This window comes from Sphingomonas hengshuiensis, assembly GCF_000935025.1.
GTDB classification, from domain to species: Bacteria; Pseudomonadota; Alphaproteobacteria; order Sphingomonadales; family Sphingomonadaceae; genus Sphingomonas; species Sphingomonas hengshuiensis.
The window spans coordinates 868879-887640 of record NZ_CP010836.1 but is presented as its reverse complement, the minus strand read 5'-3'; the positions used below and the strand labels follow the sequence as shown (position 1 = coordinate 887640).

Genomic DNA, 18762 nt, shown 5'->3' with positions numbered 1-18762 from the left:
ATGATGGGCCTGGCCGAGGCACGCGCCCTGAACAGCGTCGAACGCAGCCTGATCGGCACGCCGGAGGCCTTCCGCGCCCGCCTGGAGCGGCTGGGCCCGATCTTCATGAAGCTCGGACAGTTCCTTGCCCTGCGCCCGGACCTGATCCCGGCGGAATATGGCGCTGCGCTGCTGGGGTTGCTGGACGACACCCACCCCATGCCGTGGGACGAGGCGCGGGCATTGCTGGCGGAGGGGCTGGGCCAGGATCCGGACCTGCTATTCGCGCATGTCCGCCCCCAGCCCGTGGGCAGCGGATCGATCGCCCAGGCGCACCGCGCCCGCCTGCACGACGGGCGCGAGGTGGTCGTGAAAATCCGTCGGCGCGGCATTGCCGAACGCGTGGAACGCGACCTGCGCCGCGCGGCGCGGCTTGCGGCATTGCTGGAACGCGCCGGTGCCCAACTGATCGCTTCCCCGCGCGAGGCGGTGGAGGAAATGGCCCTCTGGCTGCGCCAGGAACTCGATTTCAAGCGGGAGCTGGACAACCTCACCCGGATGCACGCCAACCATGTCGGCGCCGACGGCATCCATATCCCCGAACCCTATCCGGAGCTGAGCGGCGAGGGCGTGCTGACCTGCGAGTTCCTGGACGGTATCGCGCTCAGCCGCATCATCCGCGCCGAACAAAGCGGCGACCCGCAGCGCACCGCCTGCCTGCAGGAACTGGGCTATGAGCGCGAACGCCTGGCCTATCGGTTGCTCGACACCTGCCTGACCCAGATCTTCGACCATCGCTTCTTCGCCGTCGATCTTCACCCCGGCAACCTCATGCTGCTTCCCGACGGTCGCCTGGGCATGATCGACTTCGGGCTGTGCCGCGACCTTGAAGCCACCATGCGCCAGCGGCTGCTGCGCTATTTCGGTGCCATTGTCCGCGACGATGCCGATGCGCTGTATCAGGCGGCGGGCGCGCTGCTGGAAAGCACCGACGCCTCGCGCCCCGAAGTCTTCAAGCGCGAATTCTACGCCGCCACCAGCGTATGGACCGCCAGGCGCCGCGCGCCTGCGGCCAGCGAGGACGGTTCCGGCGGCGGCGAGACTCACATCTGGCTGATGCAGATCGTTCGCGCCGCCCGCAGCGCGCACATGCGCGTTTCCACGGACTCGCTGGCGCTATACCGCGCGCTGCTGACCGCCGAGACCGTGACCGGGATGCTGGGCGCGCGCACCGACCTGCGTCGGGTCGGTGCCGATTTCTTCCCCGCCCTGCAGATGCGCGAACTGCTGGCGCCGCTCAGCCCGCAGGAAGTGCAGGGCATCGCCGGCAGCCTCGCCGAGTTGCTGAAACGCGCGCCCGAGCGACTGGAGCATCTGCTGGGCGAGCTGTTCGCCGGGCGCTATGTCTTCAACGTCGAAACCCGCGCCTCCGCCCGCGACCAGCACCTCAACGACCGCCATGTGCGGATACTCTCCGTGGCTATCGTCACTGTCGGCCTGAGCGTGCTGCTGAGCGCCGGCTCGCTGCCGGTCTGGGTCGGCGTGCCGGTGGCCTGGCCGGTCGGGATCGCCCTGGTCGGCTGTTACCTGTGGCTGCTGAAGCAATGGCGGGACGGCCGATGACGGCCAACGCCTTTCCGCGACAGAAGGGAGGTGGACGCCCCGTGGATACCCTCGACGACGATTCCCTCGGGGCGCTTTCGCCCGCGCTGTCCGCCGACATCGCCGCCTCGGCGGATTTGAGCCGGCGGCATGCCGAGATCGCGGACATTCGCGACCACGATGCCGCCGCCTTGCAGGGCTATGCCGAATTTGCCCGCCCCCAAACGGCCGAGCTGCTGCGCATCCTCAGCCTGGATAAGCCCTACGTCCGGGCCCATGACGACTATCTCTGCTACCGCGATGAAGCGGGCGACGAGGTTGAGGTGCTGGATATCGCGGGCGGCTACGGCTCGCTGATCCTCGGGCACAACCATCCGGAGCTGCGCCGCCTGGCGATTTCCCAGCTGCGGCAGGAAATGCCGACTCACGCGCAGATGTCCATCCGGGGCGAAGCCGGGCTGCTGTGCCGCGACCTGGATGCCGAACTGCACGCCGCCACCGGCCGCCACTTCGTGATAACCCTGGGCAATTCCGGCGCGGAGGCGGTGGAGGCCGCCGCCAAGCACGCGCGCATGGCCCAGCTGGCGCGGCTGGACGCCTTTGCCGAACAGGTGGAACGCCGGCTGGCCCGCATCCGCGCTGCCGAGGCGGCGGCCAAACGGCTGGGCGGAACCCTCGAACTGATCCTGGACGGCCACGCCCATACCAGTTTCGACGCCTTCGCCGCCGCCGTGCGGGCAAGCAACGCAAGGGCCGTCGTCGCCGCCGCCCCCCGTTTCCTGGCGGCGCAGGGCGCCTTCCACGGCAAGACCATGGGCGCGCTGGCGCTGACCCACAAGCCGCTGTTCCGCGACCCCTTCCTGCGCGGCGGCACCGAGACCAATTTCTTCGACTGGCAGCGCCTCAGTGCCGATCCAGCGGCGGCGCACGCCCTGGTCGCCGCCGGCGCGTACACCCTGATCCTGCCCGGCACCGTCGTCGATGGCCGGGTCACCTGCCAGCACGAAACCTTCAACGCCTATGCCGCGCTGTTCCTCGAACCCATCCAGGGCGAGGCCGGCGTCATCCCTGTCCCGCCCGAAGCCGCCATGGCACTGGTGGCGGCGGTCCGCGCCGCCGGCGTGCCGGTGGTGGTGGATGAAATCCAGACCGGCTTCTACCGCACCGGGGCGCTGCTGGCGTCCAGCCGCATGGGACTGGTCGGCGACTATTATCTGCTGGGCAAATCGCTGGGCGGGGGCCTGGCCAAGATCGCCGCCTGTGCCGTCACGCGGGAACACTATCTGCCGCGCTTCGGCCTGCTGCACACCTCCACCAACGTGGAGGACGACCCGTCCTGTGGCATCGCCCGGAAAGCGCTGGTGATCGCGCGCCAGCTGGGTGACGCCGTGCAGGCGCGGGGCGGCCAGTTGAGGGCCGGCTTCGAAGCCCTGCGCACGCGCTATCCTCAGGTGATCCGCGACGTGCGGGGCGAGGGCCTGATGCTGGGCATCGCCTTCGCCGACATGAAGCTGCGCCAGAGCTATGGCCTGCAGCTGCTCGCCCGCAGCGGATATATGGGCTACGTACTGGCCGGCCATCTCCTGCACGAGCACGGCATCCGCGTTGCACCGGCACTGGCCGCCTCGACCGTCATCCGCATCCAGCCCTCCGCCTATATCAAGGCCACGGAGATCGAGCGCGTCCTTGCGGCCTTCGACCAGTTGTGCCGCATCGTGGACAACGAGGATATCTACAAGCTCATCGAATTCGCCCTGCCCGAGGACACGCGCGGCCTGCGCCCTCTGGGCGACTTCCGCCAGGGCGAGATCGCGCTGGAGCCGCCGGCCGCGGGGATGCGCCGCGTCGGTTTCCTGACCCACTACATCGACGCCGCGCACCTGCGCGTGGCCGACCCGTCGCTGGCGCTGCTGGACACCGACACGCTGGAAGATCTGCTGGAGCGCATGCTGCCGGTGACCGAGCCGATCGTGCTGGGCCGGCGCACGATCACTGCGTCGCACGGGGGGCAGGCCAGCGTGGTGTTCGCTGGTATTCCCGTGACCTCGGGCATGATCCGCCGCGCGCTGCTGAACCAGGACGAAAGCCGTCTGCAGGCCCTGTGCCATCGCGGCGTCGCCACCCTGCGCAACGAATTCGGCTGCGCCGTGGTCGGACTGGGCCAGTACACCTCGATCCTGACGAAGAATGGCCAGAGCGTGCCCGACGACGCGACCATCATCACCACCGGCAATAGCTACACCGTTTACGTCGGGGTGCAGGCGGTACTGGCCATGGCGCGCGAGCGCGGCTGGGACACGCGCGACCTGACCATCGGGATCATCGGTGCCGGCGGCAACATCTGCAGCGCCTATGCCCAATGCTTCACGCGGCATGCCGGCCGGCTGTTGCTGTACGGCGGCGACCATGCGCGCGGCGTGCGCAAGGCGGAGCGCGCTGCCGATTCCGTGCTGCGCCATACGCTGAGCGAACTGGCAGACGGGGGCACGCCACGCAGCGGCTTCGAACGCGCGGTCGCGGCGGCGGCAGGGGCCGCCGGTGACGGCGCCCCGGCCCGCCCCTGGCCGCGCTTTCACCAGCATTGGCGGGACCTTGGATCGCCACCCGCACTGCAGGTGGTGGACGCGCTGGACGCGCTCGGCGACTGCGACCTCCTGGTGGTGGCAACCAACGCGGCGGAGCCTTTTCTGGGGCCGGAGCACTGCAAGCCGGGCGCCATCGTCTGCGACATCTCCGTCCCGATGAACTGCCGCGACGACCTGTTCGACAACGACCGCGGAATCACCGTGCTGCTGGGGGGTGAGGTTGCCCTGCCCAACGCCGAGGTGATGCCGGTCAGGGGCATGCGCCTGGCCGACGGCATGGCCTATGCCTGCCTGTCCGAAACCATCCTGCTGGGCCTGGAGGAGGGGCACGCCAGCTGTTCCTACGGGAACATCCAGCCCTGCGACGTCGATGCCATGGGGGCGCTGGGCGAAAAGCACGGCTTCCGCGTGGGCCACCACAAGCAGACCCGTATCTTCTGAAACGCCATCGGACGCGCCATGCACAAGCCGCTCGCCCTGCCCCTCGACGAAATCGGTCCCGCGCAGACGGCGGCAGTGGGTGGAAAGACGCGCCATCTGGCCGAACTCGCCCGCGCGGGTTTCGCCGTTCCCGCGGCCTACGCTCTGCCCACCTGGACCTTTCGGGCGGCGGTGCAGGCCGCCGGCGGCGACCTGGCCGGTCGGGTGGCGGACTTCGTCGCCGATCGCGACGACGATGGCGGGGAGGCCTTGCGGGCGGCAATATTGGCCATGCCGCTGCCCGACACCCTCGTGGCCGCGCTGGATTGCGTGCACGAGGCCCTGCTCTCCCGCGGCTTCGAGGCGCTGGCGGTGCGGTCCTCCGCGACGCTGGAGGATCTGGACGGCAGTTCGTTCGCCGGCCTCTACGAGACGGTGCTGAACGTGCGGGGGGTGGACGACCTGCGCCGCGCGGTGCGGACCTGCTGGGCCTCTGCATTCGCCCCGCGGGTGCGCGACTATTGCCTGCGTCGCGGCCTGTCGGTGGCCGACCTGCAGCCGGCCTGCCTTGTCCAGGGCATGGTGCCGGCGGAATGCGCCGGCGTAGTGTTCACGGTCGACCCGGTGCGCGGCCACGACACCGAGATGCTGATCGAGGCCGTGCCCGGCCTTGGCGACGCGCTGGTACAGGGGGAGAGCGACCCCATCGCCTGGCGCTATGACTGGATGGCAGACCGGCTGAGCCGCGAGGGAACCGCCGGTGACGCCCCCCTGACGGACGACCAGGTCCGCGCGCTGGGTGTCCTGGCGCTCGCCATCCAGAAGCTTTACGGTCGCCCCCAGGACATCGAATGGGCCTGGTATCGGGGCAAATTCCACGTCCTGCAAAGCCGCGCCATCGCCGCCATCCACCATGACGTGGTCGACCAATGGACCAACGCCGACCTGAAGGATGGCGGCGTCGCGGCGCACGTCCCCTGCGCCCTGATCTGGTCGCTGTACAAGCTGGTGCTCGAGACCAGCATGTCGGCCTATCTCGACAGCGTCGGCCTGCTCGACCGGTCCAGGCCTCGCCCCTGGACATTGCTCCGCTGTGGCTTTCCCTATTGGAACCTGAGCGCCGTCAAGGACGGCTTGCGGCGCATCCCGGGCTTCGTGGAACGCGAATTCGATGCCGATCTGGGCATCGCCCCCACCTATCCGGGCGACGGCGTCCGCACTTCCGTGACTCCCCGCACGCTGCTGGCGGGCCTGCGCACCCTGTTCGGCATCCGTCGTTCGGTCCGGCGCCGGCTGAAGACGGCCGGCGCGACCCTCGCCGAGCTGGACACGCTGCTGGCCCGCCTGGAAACGGTCGATCCCGACGCCCTGGATGACAGCGCGCTGGCCATCCACGTCGAGGCGGTTCTGGCCCGCCACCACTATGCGTGCGAGGCACGCTATTTCACCACGATATACGACAGCGCCAACATGGCGACGCTGTTTCGCGAGACGCTGGGCAAGCGCAACCGCCGCCGGCAGGCGCGCGGGCGGGCGGAGCACGACTATCTGGTCCTGGCCGGGGGCCTGACCGATGTGCCCCACCTGGCGCCGTTCCGCGACCTGTGGCGGATCAGCCGGCGCCTGCGCGCCCGCGCGGACGACGCCGCGGCCTTGCGGAGACTGGGCGCCGAGGACCTATGCCGCCGCCATCTGGCCGGCGAGGCCTATCCGGGCGCGGAGGAACTGCGCCCCTTCATCCATGTCCACCGCCACCGCAGCCTGCGCGAACTCGACCTGCTGGTGCCGTGCTGGGACGAAGATCCGCTGCCGGCATTCGAGAACCTGCTGCTGCTGCTGGCCCGCGACGATGACGAGGCGCCCGAACGGCAGGAAGCGCGTAGCCTGGCCCGCTACCGCGAGGCCCTGGGCGACGTGACCGAAACCGATCTACGTCGCGATCTTGCCATCCACCGCGCCATGCTGGCCTTGCGCGAGCAGATGCGCGAGCGGTCGACGCGCATGTACCGGCTGGTCCGCATCACCGCGCTGGCGCTGGGCCGGCGCCTGCATGCTGCCGGCCTGGCCGACGCGCCAGACGCGGTCATGCACCTCGCCTTCCCGGAGGTGATCGCCCTGGCCCGGGCGGTGGCGGCGCGTGAGGAGGACAGTGTTGCCAGCCTGCTGGCGCAGCTTCGCTGCAACCGCGACTATCACCAAAGCTTCCGCAGCTACCCCCGCCCCAACGAGATCATGCCCCACGCCGCCATCGCCCCCGCTGGAGTGGCAGACCCGCATGGCCTGCGCGGCATCGTCTGTTCCCCGGGCGTGGTGGAGGCGCCCTTGCGCGTGCTGGACAGTATCGAGCAGGCGGGCCAGGTCCGCGATGGCGAGATATTGGTAACGGCCTATACCGACCCGGCCTGGACGCCATTGTTCGCCCGCATCGCCGGGCTTGTCACCGAGACTGGCGGGGTGCTGTCGCATGGGGCCGTGGTGGCGCGGGAATATGGCATTCCCGCCGTGCTGGCAGTCAAGGGCGCCCGCCAGCACCTGCGCACCGGCATGCGCGTGCGCCTCGACGGCGGCACCGGCATGATCACCCCCCTAGCCCCCGCCCCGGTGGACGTCGATATGACAGAGGCGGCGGCATGACCCCCGTGCTGAAACGCGTCGACCTTGGCGACATCGCGGCGCGCACGGCCTTCGCCGCCTTCGGCAGCGCCGTGAACGCGCGCAACCCCCGCCACCTGCCGCGCCCAATCGCGCAGGAGATGGCGCTGCTGGACCCGGCCAGCAACCCATGGCTGGCGGATCGTGCCGTGGCCGCCTGGCTGGTGCGCGATGGTGCCGACGGGCCGGTGGTGGGGCGCATGGCCGCGATGGGCCCCGCCGAAGAGACCGAGGGCGAGGCATGCCTGGGGCTGTACGAGGCCGAGGACGATCCGGGCGTCGCCCACCTGCTGATCGACGCGGGCGTCGGGTGGCTGGCCGGGCGCGGCGCGTCCCGGGTGCTGGCGCCGGTCGATTTCTCGATCTTCCACGGCTATCGCTGCCAGACCGGGGGCTTCGATGCACCGCCCTTCATCGGGGAACCGCGCAACCCGGCTTATTATGGCAGCCATTTCGACGCGCTGGGTTTTATCCCGCTGCATCGCTGGGAAAGCCATGACATCGACCGGGCACATGCCGCCGCCGCGCTGGCCGCTACCGCGAGCGACTATGCCGACGCCCAGGCGCTGGGATACCGCTTCGAGGATTACAACAACTGCACCACCGAAGAGGCGCTGCACCACGTCTGGAGCCTGATCAACGCCAGCTACGGCGGGATGCCGGGCTTCGTGGCCCTGCCCTGGGAGCGTTTCCGCGACCATTATGCCCGGCTGCCGTTGGCGGTGGACCGGGCCGCAAGCTGCTTCGTCCTGGATCCGAGCGGCGCCCGCGTCGGCTTCAGCATCGTGCTGAAGGATTTGAGCGCGGCGTTGCGGGCCATGCGAGGCCATAGCAGCGGCCTGGGCGTCTGGCTGGACCGCCTGCGTTTCCTGCGCCACGCGCGCGGCGGCCGGTGGCCACGGCCTACCAGATCGGCATTCCCTATCGCGAGCTGAAGCAGGCGGCGGTGCTCGGCCGCCGCCGCCTCGACCGGCCTCTTTCCCTGGGCCATGCGGTCTATCACCACGGAACCCTGCGCATCCTCGGCCAGCCCCGCTACCGCAGCATCGTCGTCGCCCTGATGCGCGACGGTTCGCCCAACATCGCCTTCACGCGCCCCTGGGCCGGCACACGGCGCGAATACACCCTCTACGAACGCACGCTGTCCTGATCAGACCGGAGACGCCGATGCCCAGCGCCGACCCCGTCCACTTGCCGACAAATTCCATGCCCCACCGGCTGTGGATCTATCTGCGAGAGATGTTCCCGCTCGAAAAGCACCTGCCGCTGCTGCTGGTGTCGTTCCTGGGCCTGTATGGCTGCCTGCAGGCGCAGGCCGGGGCGGCGACGTTGGCCTTCGGCCCGGCAGCGGTGGTGGGGTTCCTCTCCTATTTCGGCATGAGCCTGACCATGCGGGTCTATGACGAGTTCAAGGACAGGGAACTGGACCGCGTCCTATTCCCCCACCGCCCCTTCCCGCGGGGCGCGGTCCGCGCCGGCGATCTGGTCGCGTTGTGCGTCGGGACCGTGGCGCTGGGCCTGGTGCTCAACCTGCGCGAGGGCTGGCTGCTGTGGCCCTATCTGGCCATGCACGCCTATGCGTTGCTGACCTTCAAATGGTTCTTCCTGGAACGGCTCCACCGCAACAGCCTGCTGCTGGCCCTCGTCACTCACCAGCCGCTGGGCCTGTTCGTCAATGCCTATGTCATCGCCGTCGCCTGGCATGCCCTGAACGGCGGGCCACCCCAGGCGCTGGACAGCCAATGGGTACTGCCGCTGTTCGCCTTCTTCTTCCCGGTCGGCGCCTGGGAAACTTCGCGCAAGATCCGCGCGCCGGAACAGGAAACCGCCTATATAACCTATTCCAGCCTGCTGGGGCCGCGCCGCGCCGCGCTGTTCCCCCTGGTCTTCATGGCGCTGACGGCCGGGCTGCTGATGCGCCTGGTGGTGATTCTGGGCTTCGCGTCCTGGACGTTCTGGGCCATCGGGCTGGCCGCGCTGGGCCATGTCGCCGTCTGCGTCCGCTTCATCCTTCGGCCAGACGCCGCCAACAACCGCATCCGTGCGGCCACCGAGGCCGTCGCAGGATCGATATTCGCCCTGTTCCTGCTGCAGCTGTTCACCCAACGCGCCGTCATTCTGTTCGGCTGGAGCCTGTAGATGACCTGGCGCCTCGAGGACCGCGAAGCGCTGCGCGCCAAGGCCCCCGAATGCGGTGGCAAAGGCAGCTCGCTGCTGAGACTGGTCGACTGGGGCATGCCTGTGCCACCCTTCCTGATACTGCCAGCGGACGCAGTAGCCGCCTGGCTGCACCCCTTGCGCAGCCGCATCGATGCCCGCCTGGCGGCGACCGATCGGGACGACCCGGCGCAGTGCCAGTATGCCGCGATCGAAATCAGCGGCTGGATCCTGGCCCACCCGGTGGATGCGGCGATGGCGGCGGACACACTGGCCCGCTGCCGGGCGCTGTTCGGCGCCGGCTACCGCTGCGCGGTGCGCAGTTCCGCCCTCGCCGAGGACGGCGGCAAGGACAGCTTCGCCGGGCAGCTCGACACCTATCTGCATGTCGGCGAGGCCGACCTGCTGGATCGCATGCGCGCCTGCGTCGCGTCGCTGCTTGGCGCGCGCACGCTCCATTACCGCCACCACCGGGGGCTGCCGGCGGGCAGCGAGGGCATCGCCGTGGTGGTGCAGCAGATGGTGCCGGCGGCGCGCGCCGGGGTGGTGTTCAGCATGGCCGCCGGCGGCAACCTCAACGAGATCGTCGTGGCCGCCGCCTATGGGCTGGGCGAGGGCGTGGTCGCCGACCGGGCCGATAGCGATCATTATTTCATCGCCCGCGACAGCCGTCACATCCATCGCGCCGTGGCGATGAAGGACACCCGGCTGGAGCCCGATCCAGACCGTGCCTGGGGACTGCGCGCCAGCGCGGTGCAGGCGGACCAGCGCGCCGCCGCGGTGCTGAGCGATGACGAGTTGCGCCAACTGGCCGACCTGGCCCTGGACCTGGAACGCCGCCAGGGCTGCCCGCAGGATCTGGAGTTCGCGTTCGACGGGGCCGGCGCGCTGTTTCTGCTGCAGGCCCGCCCCATCACCAGCCTGGACATGGGGGGCGCGCGCGACTGGGTCATTCTGGATAATGCCAACATCGTCGAATCCTACCCCGGCGTGACGCTGCCGCTGGGCTTCGACTTCGCGCGCCTGGCGTACCGCCACGTCTTCGCCGGCGCGGCGCGGGCCTTCGGAATCCCCGCCGGCTGGATCGCGGCCAACGCGTCCGTATTCGAACACCTGCTGGCGCACCTCAATGGCCGCATCTACTATCGGCTGGACAATGCCCGGCGCGTCACGTCGAAGGTTTTGATCAGCGTCGCCAGCCAACGCGGGTGGCAGGACTTCCTCGGGCTGGCCAGCCTGCCCTGGCCCATCACGCGGCCGGGAATGGGGGCACGAGTGCGCGCGCTCGGGCGCCTGACTCGCCTGGCCCTGGGGTACCGGCGCAACAACCGCCGCCTGGCAGCCGCCTTCCAGAGCGAGCTGCACGGCCTGCGCGCCTTTGTCGACGGCATCGACGGGCAGGAGACGGCAACCATCTGGCGCTTTTTCGAGAGCCGGGCGGCTGCCCTGTTCGCTGCCTGGGCGCCCACTATCGTCAACGACTATTTCACGATGAAGCTCAACGAACTGCTGCGCCGCGAACTGGGTCGCCTGCCCGGCTGCGGCGACGGGCTGGGCAACGACCTGCTGTGCGGCATCGAGGGACTGCCGTCCGAGGAACCTTTCCTCGCCCTGCTGGCCTTGAAGCGGCGCATCGAGGCGGACACGGTCCTCCAGGAGCTGTTCGCGCGGCCCGCGGCGGAGGTCGCGGCCCGCCTCGCCGACGGCGACGCTGCGGTGCCGGATGATTTCCGCCAGGCCTGGAGCGCGTATCTGCGGGAATTCGGCGACCGCACGCTGGAGGAGCTGAAGCTGGAGCGCCCCACCCTGCGCATGCGGCCGGATCTGCTGGCCAGCATGGTCCAGAACCAACTGGCCAGCCCGCACGACGCCGACACGATGCGCGAGCGCCAGCGCGCAATCCGCAGCGCTGCGGAACAGCGTCTGGCCGGGGCGCTGCGCCATCGCCCCGTGCGCCGCCGGATCGTCGGGTTGCTGCTGGCCGGGGCACGCCAGGCGGTGCGCGACCGCGAGGCCATGCGGATCAACCGCGCCCGCGCCTTCGGTGCAGTGAAGGAGATGTTCCACGCGCTGGGCAGCCGCATGCGGGCGCAGGGATTGCTGGACCAGGCGGAGGATGTGTTCACGCTGCGTCTGGACGAGTTGCGCGCCTTCGCCCACGGTGGCGACCACAGCGACCGCCGCGCGTTAGTGAAGGAGCGTCGGCGCGAGGCGGCGGCACAGCGCGCCTATTGCGACATGCCCGATCGCCTGATCTTCCCGCCAGGGCAGGAGCCCGATCTGCGCCATTACGCCGCGGCCGGCGGCGGCGAGCAGGCGGAGGACGGCGTCCTGCGCCTGGGCCTGGGCGTGTCGCGCGGGGTGGTGGAGGCTACGACCCTGGTGCTGGACGCCCCGGAACTCAGCCAGCGCGTCAACGGCCAGATCCTGGTAACCCGCATGACGGATCCGGGCTGGATATTCCTGATCACCCAGGCCAGCGGCATCATCGCGGAAAAGGGGTCGCTGCTGTCGCACACCGCCATCATCGGGCGCGAGCTGGGCATCCCCACCGTCGTCGGCGTCAAGGGGGCGACCAGCTGGCTGCGCGACGGTGCCCGTCTGCGGCTGGACGGCGGTGCCGGCACGGTGGAGCGGCTGGCCGAAGCGGCCGCGTTTCCGGCGAGCGAGGCCGCCGCATGATCGGCGCCATCAATCATCTGGTCACCCGGCCCTGGTTCCAGCGCTTCGCCGACCAGCGCAGCGTGGCGCGGTGGTTCGGGCGGCTGGCGGACAGTCGCCGGCTGCCGCAATGGCTGTTGCGGCGGATCATCCGCGCCTATTGCCGCAGCTTCGCCATTCGGCCCGATGACTTCGTTTTCGACATCGACGGCCCGCTCATCACCTTCAACGCCTTTTTTACCCGGGCGCTGAAGCCGGGTGCCCGCCCGGTGGCCGCCGGCATCGTCGCCCCGGCGGACGGCTATCTCAGCGCCATGGGCCGGCTGGATCAGGGCCTGATGCTGCAGGTGAAGGGGCGCACCTACGCCCTGGACAGCCTGTTGGGCGAGGCCGTGGGCTGGCCGGACGGGCACTATGCAACGATCTACCTTTCGCCAGCGGATTATCATCGCTTCCATGCGCCATGCGACCTGCGCATCCATTCCGCGCGTCGCCTGCCCGGCGACCTGCTGGCCACTAACCGCGACGCGATCGCCGCCACGGACCGCGTCTATTGCCGGAATGAGCGCCTGGTGCTGCGCGCCGACAGCCACCACGGTCCGCTGTACCTGATCGCCGTGGGCGCCACGGTGATCGGCCGGGCGCGCATCGAACTGGACGCCGCGCTGGGCGTCCTGCTGACGGACCACCGCGACGCCGCCGGGCCGGTGCAAGAGTTCGATCCGCCCGTGGCGGTGGCCAAGGGGGCGGAGCTGGGCTGCTTCGAGATGGGCTCCACCGTCATCGTCATCTTCGCCACCCCCGGCCTGCGGACAGCCCGACACGACGACGCGGACGCCCCCCGCATCCGGATGGGAGAAACCTTATGGCACCCCTGATCTCGCAGCCATCCTTGTGGCCCGCCCTCGCTTTGTGCGCGCTGCCCGCCGTGATCGCCGGCTGCCTGCACATGGCCGTGGTGCGCCTGGACCTGTGCCCCTGGCTGGCGCGTCCGCTGGACGGTGGGCGCTGCTGGCGAGGCGCCCGCATCTTCGGCGACAACAAGACCTGGCGCGGCCTGGTCGCCATGATCCTGTTCAGCATCCTGGGATGCTATGCGCTTGCCGGCCTGATGGCCCTGGCCCCCGGGCTGGCCCCCTATAATGTTCTGGACTTCAGCACCCATGGGGCGCCGTTTTACGGCCTGCTCTACGGTCTGGGCTACAGCCTGTTCGAATTGCCCAACAGCTTCCTCAAGCGTCGGCGCGACATCCGCCCGGGCCAGGCCGGGGCCCTGCCCCACATCCTGCTGGACCAGGCCGATTCCGTCCTCGGCTGCCTGCTGCTGCTCTATCCCTTCAGCCGCATGGATTTTGCCTTCGTGATGACCGGAGTGGTGGCCTTCACTGCGCTGCACCTGGCGGTCAACTACCTGCTGTACCTCTGCAAGCTACGGGCGGTGCCACTATGAACCACCTGTCGCCGCCGCCAGCGCCTGGCCGCGTCATCGTCCGCCTAAACTGGGTGGACGCCGTCACCCTGGGCGGCCTGTTGCTGGCCCTGGGCGCGCTGCTCGCCACTGCCCGGCACCAGCTTGCTCTGGCCCTGGGCCTGCTGTTCCTCGCCGTGTTCTGCGACGCCTTCGACGGCGTGCTGGCCCGCCGCTTCGGCCTGGCGCGGGACTTCGGGCGCTATCTCGACAGCTTCGTCGACGTGTTCATCTACCTGATCACGCCCGCCGCCTGGTTCTACGCCAGCGGTTTCGACACCCCATGGGCGCTGGCGATCCTCGCGGTCTTCATCGCCGCCGGCCTGATCCGCCTGTCGGTCTTCAACGGCATCGGCAATATCGAGATTCCCGCCGCGGGCGGCTCCGCGAAGCTGGCCTATCTGGGCATGCCGGTGTTCTGGGCGGCCTTCGCCGCCGCTGGCTATTTCCCGCTGCGCCTGCTCGCGGGCGACGAACTGGCCCGACCGATGCTAGGCGTGGTCCTGCTGGTTTACGCGGCGCTGATGCTGCACCGGGCCGACTATTGGAAGCCGCGCCACAAGGGCCTGATGCTGGGCGCCATCGGCGCCATCAGCGCCGCGTACTTCTGGCTTGCCGGCTGATGCCGATGGCGTGAACGCCGCTGTCCGCCAGCAGCGCGACCGCTACATAGGCCGCCCTGCAAACCGGATGATGCACCGGCGCATGAGGCGAGCCGGGGAGGAGCGGTCGCTCGCTTGGTCCGAAGCGATATTCCGCGAAGGTCGCTGGCGCGCTCATCGCGTCTGCCACCACTGGCGCCGGCGCCGCGCGAAACGACGCATCAACGCGCCAATCTGCGGTTCACTGATGCCCGCCTCGACAGCGCGTGCACGGATCGGCGCGAGGCCGCGACCGCAGGAATGGCGCAGTTCAATGACCAGACGGCGCATCGCCTCCAGCCGCGGGTTGGACAATGTGGTGGCGGGAGTGAAGCCAAAGACCAGAAACTTGACCCGCTGCCAGCGCGAATGTGGCCGCAACGAAGCTGGGGTATCGCGGGCGCCCAATCGCACCGCGGCTCGTTCGAGCGCCGTGAAGCGAGTTCGCGTTGCGGTTTGCGGGAAATCGGGATCGAAGGCCGTGATCAGGCCGTCGCGAGAACCCGTACGGTCCTGCGCCTCCGGATAGAACGCGATCGGCCGCCAGCCGTCCAGCGCAGGCCGCAAGGCTCCGGTACTGCGGGTGCTTTCCAGCAACATCGCCTGCTCTCCTCAAAAGGGGAGAGCGGGCCAGCCGGGACGGAGCCGGCCCGCTCTGGTGCGCCGCAGGTCGGGGGAGACCGCGGCGGCTTGCACCGGACCGGGGGCAAGGCCGGTGCCGCATCGTTATCGACCAGCGCGCGCCACGCAGCCATCACACCCGCAGGCGGGCGGGCTTATTCATTGGTATACATGCCGCATGCGCGGGCACGATTGGCCCGTCGGGTCGGGTTACGCATCCTCGTCAGCACATGACTGACAGGGAGACCGCCATGAGCACTGCACCCACCTATGATCCCGCCCGCACGGCGTTGCTGTTCGTCGATCCCTACAACGACTTCCTCGCCGAAAACGGAAAGCTCTGGCCGATGGTCGCCGCGGTGGCGAACGAGACCGGGCTGCACGACAATCTCCGCAGGGTCGTATCGGGCATCCGCGGCGCCGGCATCCAGATCGTGATCGTGCCGCACCATCGCTGGAAGCCCGGCGAGCTCGATGGCTGGGATCACCCCAATTCCTATATGCTGGGCGGCTATGACCGCCAGATCTTCGCGCAGGGAGACTGGGGCGGCGAATGGTACCCCGAATTCGCTCCGCAGGAAGGCGACCTGATCGCCACCGAGCATTGGGGCAGCAGTGGCTTTGCCAATACCAATCTCGATACGCTGCTCAAGCAAAAGGGCCTGACGCATGTCATCCTGGTCGGTCTGATCGCCAACACCTGCCTGGAGAGCACCGGCAAATACGCCGTCGAACTGGGCTACCACGTCACCCTGGTCCGCGATGCGACCGCCGCTGCCAGCCATGCGGCGATGCACTGCGCGCACGAGATCAACGGACCGACCTTCGCCCACGCGATCCTCACCACCAACGAGCTGCTCGCCGCGATCCCCGCGACCGCGCCGCTCGCCGCCTGAAGGAGTATTCTGATGCTTGACGTTCTTGAGAAGACGGCGCTGACCGCGCCCAATCAGACGGTCGATGTCGATGGCCGGACCCTCGCCTATCGCACCTTCGGCTCGGGCCCGAACATGGTCCTCTGCGTCCGGCTGCGCGCGACGATGGACATGTGGGACCCGCTTTTCCTCGACAAGCTGGCCGAGAATTTCACCGTGACCATATTCGACTATTCGGGGCTCGGTCTCTCCACCGGCACCCCGAGCTACGCCAAGCCCGCCATGGCGAAGGACGTCAACGATCTGGTCGAGGCCCTCGGCTTCGAGAAGATCGTCATCGGGGGCTGGTCGCTGGGCGGTTTTGCCGCGCAGACCTACGCGGCATCCCACCCCGACAAGGTCAGCCACGTGCTGGCGATCGGGACGATGCCGCCGGGGTTGATGGTGAAGCCGTTCGAACCGCTGTTCTTCGAAACCGCCGGCAAGCCCGATTATTCGACCCAGGACGAATATACCCTCTTCTTCGAACCGGGCTCGGCGAAGAGCCGGGCGCTTGCCGATGCATCGCTGACGCGGATCGCCGCGCGCAGCGACGTGACGGACCGCATCACCCCTTCCGAGGTTTTCATGAAGTCGGTCGGTGAATCGAGCGATCCGACCACCCCTTTCCCGGACCCCGACGGCGCGCTCGGCGCATTCTTCCGGGGCACCGACATCCCGGTGCTCGCTTTGTGCGGGGATCACGACATCATCTTCCCGGTCGAGAATTGGTACGCGCTCAACGATCTCTGGCCGACGCTCTTCGTCGTGACGTTCCCGGAGAGCGGACATGGCCCCCAGCATCAATATCCCGAAATGGCGGCGGACATCATCGCCACCTTCATCAGCAACAGCTAAGCTCGACTGCCGCCGGGAGGATGCGCTTCTCCCGGCGGATCGGCACTGCCCCGGCTTCGATCGGCTTCGCCACCCTGTTAGGGTGGCTGAACTTCGACGGCCCCTCCTCGCTCGGCGCGCCGCGCTCTATGGCTGAGCGAGCAACACGCGCTCCAGGCTCTCGACGAAGCTGTCGGCCGGGAAGGGCTTTTGCAAAACACAGGCAGCGCCGCTGGCCGCAGCGCGCGCGAGAAGGGCCTCTTCGGATCGCGCCGTGATCATTATCACGGGGACGCGGGTGTCCCGTTCATCGAGCGCAATCTTGAGATCGATACCGCTCATCCCGGGCATCTGGATATCGGTGATGACACACGCCGAACGATCAATCTCACCGGTGGCCAGAAACTCCTCGGCCGAGGCATGGCCGCTGGCTTCGTATCCAAGCGAGCGCAACAGCGCGACGAGCGCCCGGCGTAACGAGCCATCATCATCTATCACGGAGATCAGCGGATCATTGGGCACGCATTGACTCCAGCAAGCGCGGCAGCCCCGTCGCTGGCCGCACTGCCAGGACTTCCGCTGCCGCGCCTAATACGCAGACAACCCACTGACGCAGGTGGGGGGAGCATCGGGCCAGGCTCTCACTAGAGGCATCACGCCTCGCCCTCAATCGCGCCATACCTTGGTATAATAGAACGGCAGATCGTCAGGCCGCGACCCTGTCCGATCCCGGCTTCGCGATCCCTAAGCGGTTGTGCTCCAGCCAGGCCGCAACCGCTTTAGCGATACGCTCCCAACCAGGCTCCGCGATCAGGAAATGGGAATGATCCGGGTACAGCGCGAGTTCGGCCTTCACGCCCGCCTTCTGGTAGCGCCGCTGGATACGCCGCACCATCGCGGGATCCGCGGTGCGATCCCGACCGCCCGAGACGAACAGCATCGGCTGCGTGATCGTATCGAACGGAACGCCGTTGCCAATGCCGATCGCCGCCTGGAAGTAAGGACGCCCGGGGCACGGCACGATCTCGCGCTCGAACGCGCTGCGTTGCAAGTCTGCAGGCGCCGCATTGGCGAAGTCGGCGCGAAAGCCCTTCTCGGACATGGTTAGAATGCGATTCCAGCCATTGAACGCCGTCAGCACCGGCAGCGCGCTCACCACCGATCGCAACCCGGGCAGTACGCCGCGGGGCGGCGCCGGGTCGATCGCCACGCCCGCCACGCCCAGCCCCCGACCGATCAGCATTTGCGTCACCAGACCGCCGAAACTGTGCCCGACGATGACGGGCGGTTCGTCCAGTTGCGCGATGGCGGCCGCATAGCCATCGACGATAGCGCCGACGCCCAGCTTCGCGAGTTCCGGGCGGGGCGATCGCCGCAGCTCCGCGATCGGCCGGTCCATATGGGGCCAGGTCGGCGCGACGGTGTTGTACCCTAGCGCCTCGAAATGGGCCCGCCAGGGCGTCCAGCAACTCGGCGTTAGCCACGCGCCGTGAACGAACAGGATGGTCGAAGTCATACCGCATCTCCTGGATAATCGGAGACACCGTCCTGCGCCCACCCGGCGGGCGGCGCACGTCTTCGCCGGGATCGCTCCATCATGCTTTGGTATGGCGAGTCCACGACACTGTTGGCCGGGCGATCGATCTGCGATTTCGGTTGACCGAGACCCTTGTAAAGTGTCGCAATCTTGCCCGTACGTTTCGCGCTAATACCATCGTGCAGGATGACCATGGACAGTGCAGCCCGCATTGTCCCCGAACGGCGCGCCACGCGAACAGCGCGCACTTTCGACCTTGGGGGTAAAGGCGGCGACCGAGCAGCAAACTGGATTGGCGCGCGTGAACGATAGCCTGATCGGTGCGCTTGCCGACTTTGCGCCGGAGAGCGTCGTCGTCCGCGACGCATCCGGCCGAATCGTGCTGTGGAACCAGGCTTCGCAATCGCTCTATGGCCTCGCCTCGGCGGAAGCGATCGGTCAGCCTTTGAATGCGCACCTGAACACGCGGCATCCTTTCGGGCTGGCCGCGATCGAGCGGGAATTGGAGGCCAATGGCAGTTGGTCGGGCGAAGTGTTTCGCACCGCCGCCGACGGTCGCGAGCTGTGCATCGATGTCCGCTGGCTGCTGCGCCGCGACGCGACCGGCGCGACACTGGACATCCTTGAACGCGGGATCGACAAGACTGCCGAGGAGAAGGCACGCCTCGAAAACGAGATAACCGCGCAC

General features: G+C 68.6%; 15 protein-coding genes and 1 pseudogene. 13 read left to right on the top strand and 3 right to left on the bottom strand.

Annotation, left to right across the window (positions count from 1 at the left end; genetic code table 11):
* From TS85_RS23960 to TS85_RS03970, 10 genes are all read left to right on the top strand, one after another.
* A complete protein-coding gene (locus TS85_RS23960) occupies nucleotides 1-1602 on the top strand; it encodes an ABC1 kinase family protein (protein WP_052507726.1) in 1602 nt (533 codons plus the stop codon).
* A 41-nt stretch (nucleotides 1603-1643) separates the two neighbouring features.
* Complete coding sequence (locus TS85_RS04010) at nucleotides 1644-4607, top strand: aminotransferase class III-fold pyridoxal phosphate-dependent enzyme (protein WP_162184692.1); 2964 nt, start codon at nucleotides 1644-1646, stop codon at nucleotides 4605-4607.
* Nucleotides 4608-4625: 18 nt separating this feature from the next.
* Entirely contained in the window at nucleotides 4626-7220 is a 2595-nt protein-coding gene (locus tag TS85_RS04005) for a PEP/pyruvate-binding domain-containing protein (protein ID WP_044330560.1), read from the top strand.
* Entirely contained in the window at nucleotides 7217-8173 is a 957-nt protein-coding gene (locus TS85_RS04000; RefSeq protein WP_044330559.1) for a hypothetical protein, read from the top strand. Before TS85_RS04005 ends, TS85_RS04000 begins: the two co-directional genes overlap by 4 nt.
* On the top strand, nucleotides 8131-8388 hold the full coding sequence (locus tag TS85_RS03995; protein ID WP_044330558.1) for a hypothetical protein: 258 nt from the start codon (nucleotides 8131-8133) through the stop codon (nucleotides 8386-8388). Before TS85_RS04000 ends, TS85_RS03995 begins: the two co-directional genes overlap by 43 nt.
* 89 nt (nucleotides 8389-8477) lie before the next feature.
* Nucleotides 8478-9377 (top strand): UbiA family prenyltransferase, encoded by a 900-nt coding sequence (locus TS85_RS03990; protein ID WP_155006288.1) that lies wholly within the window; start codon nucleotides 8478-8480, stop codon nucleotides 9375-9377.
* Nucleotides 9378-12077: a PEP/pyruvate-binding domain-containing protein gene (locus TS85_RS03985; RefSeq protein ID WP_044330556.1), complete on the top strand. Its 2700-nt coding sequence runs from the start codon at nucleotides 9378-9380 to the stop codon at nucleotides 12075-12077.
* Nucleotides 12074-12934, top strand: coding sequence for an archaetidylserine decarboxylase (gene asd, locus TS85_RS03980; protein WP_052507725.1), 861 nt, complete (start codon nucleotides 12074-12076; stop codon nucleotides 12932-12934). The genes TS85_RS03985 and asd overlap by 4 nt, the downstream gene beginning before the upstream one ends.
* Nucleotides 12922-13506: a CDP-archaeol synthase gene (locus tag TS85_RS03975; RefSeq protein WP_077228436.1), complete on the top strand. Its 585-nt coding sequence runs from the start codon at nucleotides 12922-12924 to the stop codon at nucleotides 13504-13506. The genes asd and TS85_RS03975 overlap by 13 nt, the downstream gene beginning before the upstream one ends.
* Nucleotides 13503-14147, top strand: a complete 645-nt coding sequence (locus TS85_RS03970; RefSeq protein ID WP_077228435.1) for a CDP-alcohol phosphatidyltransferase family protein — start codon at nucleotides 13503-13505, stop codon at nucleotides 14145-14147. Before TS85_RS03975 ends, TS85_RS03970 begins: the two co-directional genes overlap by 4 nt.
* 153 nt (nucleotides 14148-14300) lie before the next feature.
* On the opposite strand, the gene TS85_RS03965 is transcribed toward TS85_RS03970, so the two are convergent.
* Nucleotides 14301-14765, bottom strand: coding sequence for a hypothetical protein (locus TS85_RS03965; protein ID WP_044330555.1), 465 nt, complete (start codon nucleotides 14763-14765; stop codon nucleotides 14301-14303).
* Between the two features lie 272 nt (nucleotides 14766-15037).
* Between TS85_RS03965 and TS85_RS03960 the strand changes: the two genes are divergently transcribed.
* Together TS85_RS03960 and TS85_RS03955 are read left to right on the top strand one after the other, a co-directional pair.
* Complete coding sequence (locus TS85_RS03960) at nucleotides 15038-15682, top strand: isochorismatase family cysteine hydrolase (protein WP_044335794.1); 645 nt, start codon at nucleotides 15038-15040, stop codon at nucleotides 15680-15682.
* Nucleotides 15683-15694: 12 nt separating this feature from the next.
* A complete protein-coding gene (locus TS85_RS03955; protein ID WP_044330554.1) occupies nucleotides 15695-16558 on the top strand; it encodes an alpha/beta fold hydrolase in 864 nt (287 codons plus the stop codon).
* A gap of 126 nt (nucleotides 16559-16684) precedes the next feature.
* Here TS85_RS03955 and TS85_RS03950 read toward each other — a convergent pair whose 3' ends face one another.
* Nucleotides 16685-17059: a response regulator transcription factor gene (locus TS85_RS03950; protein ID WP_044330552.1), complete on the bottom strand. Its 375-nt coding sequence runs from the start codon at nucleotides 17057-17059 to the stop codon at nucleotides 16685-16687.
* A gap of 184 nt (nucleotides 17060-17243) precedes the next feature.
* Nucleotides 17244-18053, bottom strand: coding sequence for an alpha/beta hydrolase (locus TS85_RS03945; protein WP_044330550.1), 810 nt, complete (start codon nucleotides 18051-18053; stop codon nucleotides 17244-17246).
* 220 nt (nucleotides 18054-18273) lie between these two features.
* On the opposite strand from TS85_RS03945, the pseudogene TS85_RS26390 reads away from it, so the two are divergent.
* Nucleotides 18274-18666, top strand: a pseudogene (locus tag TS85_RS26390) (PAS domain-containing protein); the annotation flags it as partial.
* Nucleotides 18667-18762 lie beyond the last annotated feature (96 nt).